Annotated in this window: 12 protein-coding genes; 7 read left to right on the top strand and 5 right to left on the bottom strand. The window is 46.4% G+C overall.

Features of this window, described 5'->3' with window-relative positions; translation table 11 throughout:
- Positions 1 to 15 precede the first annotated feature (15 nt).
- Entirely contained in the window at positions 16 to 900 is an 885-nt protein-coding gene (locus tag AC5OW4_RS01320) for a LysR family transcriptional regulator (protein WP_195397399.1), read from the top strand.
- A 469-nt stretch (positions 901 to 1,369) separates the two neighbouring features.
- On the opposite strand, the gene AC5OW4_RS01315 is transcribed toward AC5OW4_RS01320, so the two are convergent.
- Positions 1,370 to 1,993 (bottom strand): hypothetical protein, encoded by a 624-nt coding sequence (locus AC5OW4_RS01315; RefSeq protein WP_493676564.1) that lies wholly within the window; start codon positions 1,991 to 1,993, stop codon positions 1,370 to 1,372.
- A 259-nt stretch (positions 1,994 to 2,252) separates the two neighbouring features.
- Positions 2,253 to 3,788, bottom strand: a complete 1,536-nt coding sequence (locus AC5OW4_RS01310; protein ID WP_195397401.1) for a PTS sugar transporter subunit IIABC family protein — start codon at positions 3,786 to 3,788, stop codon at positions 2,253 to 2,255.
- A gap of 70 nt (positions 3,789 to 3,858) precedes the next feature.
- Here AC5OW4_RS01310 and AC5OW4_RS01305 point away from each other — a divergent pair, with 70 nt between their 5' ends.
- The 4 genes from AC5OW4_RS01305 to AC5OW4_RS01290 all read left to right on the top strand — a co-directional run bounded on the left by AC5OW4_RS01305 (position 3,859) and on the right by AC5OW4_RS01290 (position 7,510).
- On the top strand, positions 3,859 to 4,284 hold the full coding sequence (locus AC5OW4_RS01305; RefSeq protein ID WP_195397402.1) for a GNAT family N-acetyltransferase: 426 nt from the start codon (positions 3,859 to 3,861) through the stop codon (positions 4,282 to 4,284).
- On the top strand, positions 4,281 to 5,477 hold the full coding sequence (locus AC5OW4_RS01300) for an FtsW/RodA/SpoVE family cell cycle protein (RefSeq protein WP_195397403.1): 1,197 nt from the start codon (positions 4,281 to 4,283) through the stop codon (positions 5,475 to 5,477). Before AC5OW4_RS01305 ends, AC5OW4_RS01300 begins: the two co-directional genes overlap by 4 nt.
- 167 nt (positions 5,478 to 5,644) lie before the next feature.
- Positions 5,645 to 7,021, top strand: coding sequence for a S41 family peptidase (locus AC5OW4_RS01295; RefSeq protein ID WP_195397404.1), 1,377 nt, complete (start codon positions 5,645 to 5,647; stop codon positions 7,019 to 7,021).
- Positions 7,022 to 7,042: 21 nt separating this feature from the next.
- Positions 7,043 to 7,510: a hypothetical protein gene (locus AC5OW4_RS01290; protein WP_195397405.1), complete on the top strand. Its 468-nt coding sequence runs from the start codon at positions 7,043 to 7,045 to the stop codon at positions 7,508 to 7,510.
- Positions 7,511 to 7,647: 137 nt separating this feature from the next.
- Here AC5OW4_RS01290 and AC5OW4_RS01285 read toward each other — a convergent pair whose 3' ends face one another.
- Positions 7,648 to 7,842 carry a hypothetical protein gene (locus tag AC5OW4_RS01285; protein WP_195397406.1) on the bottom strand — a complete coding sequence of 65 codons (195 nt, stop codon included), beginning with the start codon at positions 7,840 to 7,842 and terminating at the stop codon, positions 7,648 to 7,650.
- Positions 7,843 to 8,184: 342 nt separating this feature from the next.
- Between AC5OW4_RS01285 and AC5OW4_RS01280 the strand changes: the two genes are divergently transcribed.
- Together AC5OW4_RS01280 and AC5OW4_RS01275 are read left to right on the top strand one after the other, a co-directional pair.
- Complete coding sequence (locus AC5OW4_RS01280) at positions 8,185 to 8,664, top strand: MGMT family protein (protein ID WP_195397407.1); 480 nt, start codon at positions 8,185 to 8,187, stop codon at positions 8,662 to 8,664.
- Between the two features lie 545 nt (positions 8,665 to 9,209).
- Positions 9,210 to 10,574, top strand: coding sequence for an aldehyde dehydrogenase (locus AC5OW4_RS01275; protein WP_195397408.1), 1,365 nt, complete (start codon positions 9,210 to 9,212; stop codon positions 10,572 to 10,574).
- 114 nt (positions 10,575 to 10,688) lie between these two features.
- On the opposite strand, the gene AC5OW4_RS01270 is transcribed toward AC5OW4_RS01275, so the two are convergent.
- Together AC5OW4_RS01270 and AC5OW4_RS01265 are read right to left on the bottom strand one after the other, a co-directional pair.
- Positions 10,689 to 11,096, bottom strand: a complete 408-nt coding sequence (locus tag AC5OW4_RS01270; protein WP_195397409.1) for a hypothetical protein — start codon at positions 11,094 to 11,096, stop codon at positions 10,689 to 10,691.
- 23 nt (positions 11,097 to 11,119) lie between these two features.
- Positions 11,120 to 11,329 carry a hypothetical protein gene (locus AC5OW4_RS01265; RefSeq protein ID WP_493676562.1) on the bottom strand — a complete coding sequence of 70 codons (210 nt, stop codon included), beginning with the start codon at positions 11,327 to 11,329 and terminating at the stop codon, positions 11,120 to 11,122.
- Between the last annotated feature and the right edge of the window lie 221 nt (positions 11,330 to 11,550).

Genomic DNA, 11,550 nt, shown 5'->3' with positions numbered 1-11,550 from the left:
CGGTTGGAGGAGATTATGGATATTCAATCGCTGCGTTATTTTTCCGCAACTGCACGAACGCTGAATTACACAAAAGCGGCGCAAGAGTGCTATATCAGTCGGCAAGCGCTTCGTCAGCAAATACAATTCTTAGAACTCGAGCTTCATTGTCGTTTGTTTCAAAACGACCACAACCGGATCACATTAACCGCCGAAGGGAAATATCTTGCCGAACAAAGTCTTCCCCTGTTGAAAGAGTTTGACCTGCTGCAAAAGAAAATGGCGGCCCTGAATCCGCAGTTTCATCAGCTGCAGCTGGGCATCTGTTCCTCGATGATTCCGTTTCAGTTTCAGGTCAGCGACGCTGAATTTTCAGCTTATGAAAAGCGGGCAGACCTTCATATTGAACGGCACTTTTTAGAATTGGACGAATGCCTCAGCCAGCTTCGCAAGAAGCAGCTGGATGCGGCGCTGATCTTTCAATTTGATGATGACATGTCAGAATTCAATAAATTTCCAATTTTTGAATGTCCGGTTTATTGTACGCATAGTTCCAAACTGGACTTTAAAAAATCCTGCTTAACCCTCGATGACATTTTGCCCTACCGCTTTTTCGGCATGGGCAGCCTTGAAAATACATATCCGCCCCTGTTTCGCGACCTGAAGAAAAGGGGACAGTCTTTTCTATTTGAAAACAGCCCGAATACGATTGAGACTTTTTATCGAATTTCAGCGAATGAAGGCATGATTTTTGATCTTTTAATCGAAGCCTTTCCGCTGCCGGGATTAACCATGACGCCGTTTCGTGATTATCACTGGTTCGTTGGATTGCTTGTGCGGCGAGACTATGTGAACCAGAAAGCGGCTGAAAATCTGGCTGACTTTTTGAGATCACGATATCCACAGAAAAGACAGATGTAGTCCGGGATGAATAAACAGCCCTTCGTGCATCAGATTTCGTTTCCCTGCCCCTCAGTTTCCCCAAATACTTTATGAAATGGAAGTCTTAAAATTGTTATTATCCCGATCACGGGTAAATTTCATTTTTTGCTTTGTGAGCAGCAGTGAAAATATCGTTGATATTTTTGTCAGGCTAAAAGCGAAGTATCTTTCCCTGTCTTTTTAAAAATTGTTCATAGCATATCTATATTCATCGTTTCTCCAATATGCCGGAGTCGGGTGAACAGGAATACTATCGGCTGTTCATTAATAAAATCTTTGATCAGCTTCTTTGATCTGCATAGCAAGATTTAAAAGAAGCGAAACGATAATCCGGGATTCCCACAGGCAGCGGCCGCCTCTCTGCTTGTTTTGATTTTCGAAAAACATCTCATGCTTAACAGCTTGAGATCGTCCTCTTGCCTCTTTATGAATAAGAACCCAATCCTCATTAGTAAAACGATTTTTGGTAGATAGAAACCACGCTGTCAATGAGTTCCTGAGTTATTTCGATTTTAGTATAATAGCGAAATATTATAGCTCTGTTTTCGAAAAGCAGATAAATTGTATTATTCGGTATGCCATAGGATGTGAGTTCAACATCAAACGTCTGACTTGAATAGGCCAATTCCGATCCCCATTGTTCAGCGTCTAATTCATGCATATCTTCAAGATAGTGTTCAAGATCTTGCTTTTGAAACGTATTTTGATGAACGCTTATTCCCATCTCACGCAGATAGCCAACCACAGGATTTATATTTTCTTGGTAATCAACCACTTGAACATTAAATCTAACATGTTGATTGGCAGCCGGATCCATTCCCAAGAGGATACATTCAACTCGTTTATTTCCTAATCCATCAGTCCAGCTATGATTTTTTTCTACGCTTTCATCCATAAAGCCAAAATCCGATAGATGAATTATTAGCGGAGTTTCCTGGCTTATAGATTGATTCCTGGTCATTGCCGTAAAACCATAAGTTGCTAAGAAATATACCAAAAAACAAAGAGGAACCACTCTAAGGTGCCGAACTTGATCATAAGACCATCCATGACGATATAAGAAGTTTTTCATTTTTTACCCTTCGATTATTGTAACTCTATTGTTTGATTGCGTGTTTGGAACTATCCAAAAGATAAGCTTCAGGAATCTTGATTAAGCCTGTTTTTTAATAGCCAAGTTGATTGGCGAAGCAGGATAATCTTTTCCTCAGTCTACCTCCCTGTTGATTTTATTTTAGCATAAAATGATAAGATCCTTATTTTTTGTTTTGAATAAATAAAAAAGGGATTGTCCCGATCTCTCGTATCGTTTCAATCCCAAGTGTTTTCGATTATGCGCTGCGCTTCATTTCCTTTATCCGCTTGTTAATCTCATTTTTAATAATCGTGCTGCCGGCCCCAAAGTTAACGGAATATCCGGCACGGCTCTCTACCACCCGGCTGGCTCCCAAGCGCTGAATCTGTGAGAAGTTGATCAGCGAGGAATCCACAACCTGAATGGTTAACCGCGTCGGCGAGGAATGCATCATCTTGATGTTTTCCAATCCGCCTACCGCTAAGATAAAGCCTTCTACCCGCCGCTTGCTGGCGCCGGTATTGAATAAGTCCAATGCCAGATATTTGAAGTAGAAACGAGTGAACGCAAAGTAGAGCACAAACAGAATCACGCCGACCAGGAAAATCATCCGAATTGTGTGCTGCATATTGGGATTCCGCACATACAGCATAAAATCAAATAAGGTTCCCGGCATGGCGGTGACGGTGCTGCCGGTATAACTGAAGCCCAGTGTCACGCTCATCGACTGGAAGATACCGAACAACGCACCGGTCATGACCAGATGGAAGACAAATAACAACGGGGTCAGAATCAACAGATACAGCTCAAGCGGAAGCAGTGTGCCCGTGACTAACGACACCAGAATTGCCAGCAGGAAGAACAGACGAATCCGCCGTTTTTCCATTTTATCCGTAAAGATCGTATAGAATCCGATCAACATGCCCGGTACCGCAAACAGGTTCAAAACATAATACGGCGTGATCAGCCGGCCGACGCCGCTGGGCGTGATCAGACTGTTCATCTGCGCCGTCCAGATTCCCACGTCGCCCATGTAATTGACGCCTAAATTATTAATCCAGGTACCACCCTGTTCGCCATACCAGAACAAGGTGCGCATCAGCGCGCCGAGATTCAGATCCGCCAAGATCCGGTCCATGACGCCGTAAACAAACAGGTTCATCGGATTGGTAATATCGGTAGCGATGAATTCAAAGATCGTATTGAGAAGATTGAGCACGATCGGCCACAGCCAGACAAGCGCAAAGCCGGTGATCATACATAAAATCAACGTTAAAATCAAACCCCAGGTATCGCGGTCGACAAACGAGAAGAAACCATAAATCGACTTCGTCCGTGACTTGGAATACGCGATCCGCGATGCCAGAACGACCGCGGCGCAGGCAAAGAACCCCGTCTGCAGCGGATAGCGGGTTCGGTCAAACAGGGATGAAGAATAGCTTAATCCCAGAATCGCCGAGGAGGCCGACGTCGGCAGGCCCGCCGGCTGAAACAGCATCGTGATGACCAGCACCAGCACATAGCCGGTGATTCCGATCATGATCGGAACCGACGAATTGCTTTTCGTCGCTAAAAACTTTATCATGACAAAGAAAGGAAAATTGACGATAATAAAACTGCCCGTCCGTTTGAACAGATCCGCCAGCAGCAGGATATTGCGGTCGTTCACCGACCAGAACACCGATAAGCTCTGATTAGTAATCAAGGTTCCAAGCCCCGTCAGGATGATTGCCACAAACAGCATTTTCAATGGAAATTGAATGATTTCTAACAAAGAATGCCATCTTCTCATACCATCACCTCGCCTATTATGATACCATTATTGTACATCAGATTCAAATGAAAGGAGTGGTTTGACTTTCATGAAAACCAAGTTTGCTGAAACACAGGCGGATTTCTTCCGGATTGTCAGAATCCGCACAGAAGTCTTTGTCATAGAACAACAGGTCGACCTGCATATTGAACAGGATCAGGACGACGATACCGCCATGCACTGGCTGGTGGAAAACGAGGCGGGCGAAGCGGTTGCCTGCTGCCGGGGGCTGGACTTCGGCGAGGAAATCCATATCGGACGGGTAGCCGTCCTGAAGCCTTACCGTGGGCAGCATGTCGGAGCGTTGATGATGCGTGAGATTGAAAAAGATCCGCATCTGGCACGCTTTAAGAAGATCGTTTTGCATGCTCAGGCGCAAGTTGAAGGTTTCTATGCATCACTGGGATATACCACGGTGTCCGAGCCGTTTTATGAGGCCGGCATTCGTCACGTCACGATGGAGAAAGTGCTATGAGCCAACAGCCGGAACGGATCCACAAGAAATTCCATATCGACCGGACGCTGATGCTGCTGCTTTTAGCGATGACCTGCGTTTCGTTATTGGCAATCTACTGCGCCGATCCGATCATGGCGACGCGCTTGCAGGGTACGCATCTGTGGCTGAAACAGGGCATGTGGTATGCGATCGGCTTTCTGATGCTGGCCTTTCTGACGCGGTTTGGCAGCGACCGGTTATTTACCGGGGTCAAAATCTTTTACTGGATTCTGATGGTGCTGTTAGCGATTTTACTGGTGGATAAGTATGTGATCAACCTGCCGGACCGGTTTATCCGACCGATCAACGGAACGACGGCCTGGTATCAGATCCCCGGGTTGGGCACCTTTCAGCCCAGCGAGTTCATGAAGGTCGTGCTGATCATCATGGTTGCCAATATTATCCACGAGCATAACCTCGGGAAGACGGAAATGTCGTTTGCGAGTGATTTCAAATTGTTTTGGGAAGTCGGCAAGATCGCCGTCCCGCCGCTGATCCTGATCTTTTTAGAACCGGATACCGGCATCCCGCTGATCATCATCGTCAGTATCCTGGTCATGCTGGCGGTCTCGGGCGTCCGCAAGGAATGGGTCTGGCTGGGCGCGGCCGGTTTAGTCATCGGCTTCGGCGGACTGATCTTCATGTTCAAGTTTTATCCGAATCTTTTATCCTCCATCTTAGGCGGAGGTTATAAAATGCGGCGGATTTACGGCTGGCTGGAAACGGAGAAATACATCAATACCTGGGGCAACCAGCTGTATACCTCGTTATTAACGATCGGTTCCTCCGGCTTAACGGGCCATGGCTTCCGCGAAGTCCTGATTCGTTTTCCAGAGCCGCAGACTGACTTCATTTTCTCTGTCATTGGTCAGAATTTCGGATTTCTCGGCACGACTTCGGTCGTCGCGTTATTGACGGCGTTCGATTTAAAGCTGATCAGCATCGCCTCGCGGCATGATCAGCCGCGCGAGCGGTATATGGTCGCGGGGATGATCGGCATGTTATTGTTTCAGCAGCTGGTCAACATGGGCATGATCACCGGTTTGTTTCCAATCACCGGCATTACGCTGCCGTTTATTTCCTACGGCGGCTCAAGTATGTTGTCGTATATGATTCCGCTGGCAATCGTGTTCCAGATGAGTTCAGAAAACAAGAGCCGGCTGATGCACTAGCTTAAGCCCCTGTCCCAATGCCGGGAATGCAGAAAATGATAAACGGAAGATCAAAGCGTCTTCCGTTTTTTTGACATGATTTCAAGAGGCGTCCTCCTCCAATCCTTTCAAATCATATTCTTCAATGCTATGATACAATTAGAATTAACTGAAAAGGGGCTGTGCCAATGAATTGTATGCGAACTCTGATTTCAATCTTTCTTTGCGGTTTTCTTTTAGTCGGCTGTTCCGGTCACCCGACACCAACCGACTTCGTTCCTTCAACCAGCGAATATCTGACAGCTGATCAACGGATAAAATCCCTGATCGACGCTTATACGGCAGTGAATACCAACTCCGTCTGCTGGCATGATTCGCCTGATTTTTCCTATTCGGAAATGCTGGCCGGGTTAATACGCCAAGCCTCAAAACCGATTGACGTCTATGAATATTGTACTTTATTGGAGAAATTGACAGCCGTTACCGGCGACGCGCATAATCATTTTGGCTATAATGCGGCCATGTCGGACGCCTTTGGTTATCTGACTTACCAATTCAACTATATTGATCATCAGTATATCGTCACCGGTGTCAGTCCGACTTCACAGGTTCCGCTGGGATCCGAATTAGTCAAAATTCAAGGTGAGGATCCCGGATCTTATTTAGAGAAACAGATTGCTCCGCTTGTAGCCGCGCGGACTTCCCGTTTGAAGCAGAATAGAATGTTGGAACGTTTCGTCTATAACCGTCAAGGCGAAAGCGTCCAGCTGATCTGGAAACTGCCTGATGGCGAAGAAAAAATAACGAAGGAAGTTTTTGAAAAAGGGACGCGGAGAATCACCCAGACTTATGCGAAGCCGGAAATCACCGGTCACAAGGTGAAGATCCTCCATCAAAGCACAACCTACGACGTTCTGGTTCTGGAAGAGGAGATCGTCTATCTGCATCTGAAAGTCATGAGCGATCTCGGCAGTTCTTACTTTACAGAAGTATTTCCTCAAATCAAGGATTACAAGTATTTCATTATAGATATCCGGGATAACCTGGGTGGTTCTGATCTTGGCGCTTTCCAGCTGCTTTCCTCGTTTTATGATGAAATCCGAAATTTTCAAAGCTTTGAGCTGACTTCGGATATCGAAAGGATGGGAAGTCATTTTGCCAGCCATCCGCAAAGAGAATTCGTCTATACGCAGCCGGAAACTTGCGATCTGACTGACTTCAGGGAATCGGGGCTGGACCGAATCCAGGCTGATCGTCTTCTCCTGCTGACAAATTATAATACGATGTCCGCGGCGGAAAGCCTGGCTTTGCTTGCCTCCGATCTTGATTCTTTTCTCTTGATAGGGACGCCGACGGCTGGTTCTTGCGGACTTCGTTATGACGTCAGTCTGGAAGATCTCGGTTTTACCTTTGCCTTCACCTCAAAAGGTTCACTGGACTATGACGGACAATCGCTGTATGGGAAAGGAATCGAGCCAGACCTGCTTATCGAACAAACCGTTGACGATTTAAAGCAGGGGATCGACACCGTCCTGGAAGCGGCGATAGATCAAATTTTGCCATAACATGAAGAAAGAGGTGTTCCTATGTCGTGGAAATTCTCATTCCCAGGTCTGATCTATTTGACCGGCTTGTTTCTGCCTAATCTTTTCTGGACGCAGCACAAACCGCAAGGCTACGAAGCCGCGGTGGCGAAAGAAAAACCATCTCTGGTGCGTATGGAAAGAATTGGTCAAGTTCTGGTTACCGTGTCTGCCTTCTTCGAGAGTCAATCAGCTTATTCAGGATTTCTGGAACAGCTGTATTTTCTTCTGTCCCTGGCGATGATGCTGAGCTACGAAGGCTTCTGGATCCGTTATTTCCGGAGTCCGCAGACACTGCGGAATTTCTACGCCCCCTTTCTCAAGATTCCGGTTGCGGGCGCGACTTTGCCGGTCATGGCTTTTTTCCTGCTGGGAATCGCTATCCACAATCCATTACTCTGCGTATCTGTTGTGATTTTGGGTATCGGTCATATCGGAATCCATTGGAACCCTGCCCGAAATTGCGGATAATGCAAATTTTTCTTTCGCCTGTTTTGGTTTAAAAACTGATTTCAAAGCAATCTTGTCTGTTAATTGACCGTAAAAAAGGAAAGTCTTCGCAGCTTTCCTTTTTCATTTTAATCATGAGGATTGAGAACTGATTCCCTCTATAAGCTCATTGCAAAGAAATATCCGTCATGCGTCGCTTCCATCACCCGGCCGACGCGCTTGCAATCGCCGATCACCGCCGTCTGCGGCGTAATGCCGTAGAATGCCAGCGCTTCTTCCCGTTTGGATTTCATGCCGGCCGTCTTGATCACGGTATTCACTTCAACAGTTCCTGACCTTTTATTAAACGTCATCCCCAGTCTGACTTTCCCCTGAGTAGTGAGCGAACACCGTGCGGCAGTAACGTTCAAAGAAATCCGCGCAGCATGGTCGCATAAGGAATTGTATTACTCAACCATCTTCCATCTCAGGCATAGCTGACCGGCAGTCTCGACTCACCCGCATGAAAAGAATACGGATCTTTTCCGTTGTCATCCTGCTTCTTTCCAAACTGTGCGGGCAATTTGGATTTTCCCGCGGCGCGTCAAACAGTAACGAGAAAGAAAATTTGAGTTATGAAATAGTTGGAAATTTATAAAACAGTCTCATTGCAGGAAGTTACAAAAGCCGCTATGCTTAAGGCAAGAGGTGATTTTATGGCCAACGAAGAATTAAAAGATTTCAACGCCATGCTGCAGGACAAAAAAGACATGCCAAAAATTCAGATCATCACCGATCCCAAAAGTATTGAGAAATACGGTGGAAACCGGATGTTTTTTGCCCCGCCGATCGACTACGACCGCATGATGAAACGTGTGCCCTGGGGTAAGGTGATCACTGTCGGGACGCTTCGTGAATACTTCGCCCGAACCAGCGGCGCTGATTTTACAGAACCGATCACCGCCGGCATTTTCGTGTCGATTGCCGCCTGGGCCAGCTTCCAGCGATCAGAGGATGAAACACCCTATTGGCGGACGCTTAAAGCAGAAGGGGAACTGAACCCGAAATATCCCGGTGGCGTCCTGGCGCAAAAAGCAAAGTTGGAAGCCGAAGGACACACGATCGTTCGCAAAGGTCGTAAGAATCTTCGATATTATGTTCAAAATTACGAAGACGTTCTTTTTGACCTTGATTAAGACCTTCTCTTTCCTTCGTTGAAAATCGGGAATAGAGAAACTAATACAAGGCTAAGCGTTCAACCCCCCTGAACTATTCACCAGCACGCTCCGCGATACAATCAGCGCGATCAAACCGATTGCCGTTCAGCTTATCATTCTTTCCACTAAGTTTGATATCCTGATCCATGAAAGCAATGATCCTGTGCCGTTCATATCAGAAATTGAGGGGCTTCCTTGAAGTCAATTCAAATGAAGTAGGTGCTGAGCTCCTGCAACAAAATATTCTAACTTTTTATTTTATCATTGGATTTTCTCATTCTGTTGTGAATGAAAATTTCAGCTTTAAAGATACTTTCAGATTACAGACTCATCAACAATTCTACATCAACATAATTCTTCACAAAAACGATCAGATCTGATTGCCGGCGAAGACCTGAAGATTCTGTCGATGGAATAGAAGGGGTGCTTATCCGCTTCCCTATATCTCTTTCACGAATCTCAGCATTCTTTCACCTGCCATTTCCCGCTTCGTGATACAATAAGGAAAACAGGAGGATTTATGTATGGATATTAAAACCTGTGTAGAAAATCAGCGGGCTTATTTTAATACGCACGCGACATTGAGCTATGCGTTTCGTTTCGAAGCGCTGACGCTATTGAAACGCGTGATCCAGGAACATGAACTGGAAATCATGGAAGCTCTGAAACAGGATCTGGGAAAATCTAATTTTGAGTCTTATATGACCGAGATCGGCATGGTCTTTGAGGAACTGAATTACGCAAGAAAAAATTTAAAGAAATGGATGGGGTTCCAACGTATCCCGACGCCGTTAGCTCAATTTCCAGCTGTCAGCTTTACGATGGCTGAACCGCTTGGCGTGGCTTTGATTATGGCACCGTGGAATTATCCGTTTCAGCTGACGATGAGTCCGCTGATCGGCGCACTGGCCGCCGGTAACTGTGCGATCGTTAAACCGTCCGCTTATGCACCGGCAACCTCCCATTGTATTGCCAAGCTGCTGAACATCATTTATGACGAATGTTACGTTGCGGTCATTGAAGGCGGCCGGGCAGAAAATACCGAGCTCTTAGAACAACGTTTCGACACGATCTTTTTCACTGGCGGCGTCCAGGTCGGCCGGCTGGTGATGGAAAAGGCATCACGCTGGCTGACGCCGGTAACCTTGGAATTAGGCGGAAAGAGTCCGTGTCTGGTTGACGCATCCGCCGATATCGAACTGGCCGCACGCCGGATCATTTTCGGCAAGCTGCTCAACGCCGGACAAACCTGTGTGGCCCCAGACTACATTTTAGTGGATTCCCGTGTAAAAGAACCGTTGATCGAAGCGCTGCGTTCTGAAATCACACGGCAGTATGGTACAAATCCGACATTAAATGAAAACTATCCGCGAATCATCAATGAGAAACATGAACAGCGGCTGAATGAACTCTTGGCGGATCAGCCGGTTGTTTACGGCGGACTCTGGAACCAGCACAAACTCATGCCGACATTGGTCGTCGATCCGGATCCCAATTCAAGTTTAATGCAGGAAGAAATCTTCGGCCCGATCCTTCCGATTCTGACCTATACGCATTTCAGCGAAGCGCTGCGCTTTATCCAACAGCGGGAGAAACCGCTGGCCGCTTATCTGTTCAGCGAAAATCATAAACATCAGGATCGCTTCCTGCGCGAATGTTCCTTCGGCGGCGGTTGCCTTAACGACACGATCATTCATTTAGCGACCACGGCGATGCCTTTCGGCGGCGTTGGATACAGCGGCATGGGCGGTTATCATGGTTATGCCAGCTTCGCAGCCTTCTCCCATATGAAAAGCATCGTCAATAAATCAACATTCATCGACCTGCCAATCCGCTATCAGCCTGTTTCTCCTTGGAAAGCAAAGCTTGTTCGGAAATTCATGAAATAGTTAAGAAACAAACATTTGATTTTTACGCTCCTGTGCCAGGGTTCTTCCTTAATCCTGGCATTTTTCTGTAATTAGAACCTTTCTTCAGAAAACAGGAATTCACCTGAACCCAGGTTAACGGTGAGTTCTTTGATTTACAATCTGATGAACCTGTTCTGCCAGATCGTCAGGCGTTTTTATTATTTCATACCGCTCCGATAATAACAGAAGCTCATCGCCATTTAACTGTTGAAGCAGTTCAGCTTCTTCTTCACCCATCGGAATCCTGATACTCAGCACCTGTTGAAGCATCATTCTTTGTCTTGCTTCCCCTTTATGTTCACCGATCCGTTCGCCAATGCGTTCCCCTTGCTGTCTGCCTATGCGCTCTCCAATGCATTCCCCGATCTTCTTCCCTAACCGCTGCCCTTTTTCATAAATCTTCTGTTCGTCAATTTCATCAAACCGGGTCCGCATTAATGCGATGTCCAAGCTTGTACTTCTCAAAAACTCCATCCGCTGTTCTTCTGTCATTCTGATCATTGGAATCACCTCTGAAGATAGTTTTAAACCTTGACCGTCAGCTTAGGCTGTGGGGTTGAGTTCGTTCTCTGATTTACAATCTGATGAACCTGTTCTGCCAGATCGTCCGACGTTTTTATCATTTCATACCGCTCCGATAATAACAGAAGCTCATCGCCATTTAACTGCTGAAGCAGCGCCGTTTCTTCTTCATCCATCGGAATCCGAATACTCAACATCTGTTGAAGCATCATTCTTTGTCTTGCTTCCCCTTTACGTTCCCCTTTGCGTTCTCCAATGCGTTCCCCTTGCTGTCTGCCAATGTGTTCTCCTTGTCGCCTGCCAATGCATTCCCCGATCTTCTTCCCTAACCGCTGCCCTTTTTCGTAAATCTTCTGTTCATCAATTTCATCAAACCGCGTCCTCATCAATGCGATAGACAAACTTGTGTTCCTCAAAAACTCCATCTTCTTTT

The organism is Holdemania sp. (genome assembly GCF_986127675.1).
Note: the sequence above shows the minus strand (reverse complement) of the source record. Positions and strands in the feature narration are given on the sequence as shown.

Bases quoted from the DNA above. Each gene is read 5' to 3' on its own strand.
- AC5OW4_RS01320 (WP_195397399.1), top strand. From the start codon at position 16: ATGGATATTCAATCGCTGCGTTATTTTTCCGCAACTGCACGAACGCTG.
- AC5OW4_RS01315 (WP_493676564.1), bottom strand. From the start codon at position 1,993: ATGAAAAACTTCTTATATCGTCATGGATGGTCTTATGATCAAGTTCGG.
- AC5OW4_RS01310 (WP_195397401.1), bottom strand. From the start codon at position 3,788: ATGAGAAGATGGCATTCTTTGTTAGAAATCATTCAATTTCCATTGAAA.
- AC5OW4_RS01305 (WP_195397402.1), top strand. From the start codon at position 3,859: ATGAAAACCAAGTTTGCTGAAACACAGGCGGATTTCTTCCGGATTGTC.
- AC5OW4_RS01300 (WP_195397403.1), top strand. From the start codon at position 4,281: ATGAGCCAACAGCCGGAACGGATCCACAAGAAATTCCATATCGACCGG.
- AC5OW4_RS01295 (WP_195397404.1), top strand. From the start codon at position 5,645: ATGAATTGTATGCGAACTCTGATTTCAATCTTTCTTTGCGGTTTTCTT.
- AC5OW4_RS01290 (WP_195397405.1), top strand. From the start codon at position 7,043: ATGTCGTGGAAATTCTCATTCCCAGGTCTGATCTATTTGACCGGCTTG.
- AC5OW4_RS01285 (WP_195397406.1), bottom strand. From the start codon at position 7,842: ATGACGTTTAATAAAAGGTCAGGAACTGTTGAAGTGAATACCGTGATC.
- AC5OW4_RS01280 (WP_195397407.1), top strand. From the start codon at position 8,185: ATGGCCAACGAAGAATTAAAAGATTTCAACGCCATGCTGCAGGACAAA.
- AC5OW4_RS01275 (WP_195397408.1), top strand. From the start codon at position 9,210: ATGGATATTAAAACCTGTGTAGAAAATCAGCGGGCTTATTTTAATACG.
- AC5OW4_RS01270 (WP_195397409.1), bottom strand. From the start codon at position 11,096: ATGATCAGAATGACAGAAGAACAGCGGATGGAGTTTTTGAGAAGTACA.
- AC5OW4_RS01265 (WP_493676562.1), bottom strand. From the start codon at position 11,329: ATGATGCTTCAACAGATGTTGAGTATTCGGATTCCGATGGATGAAGAA.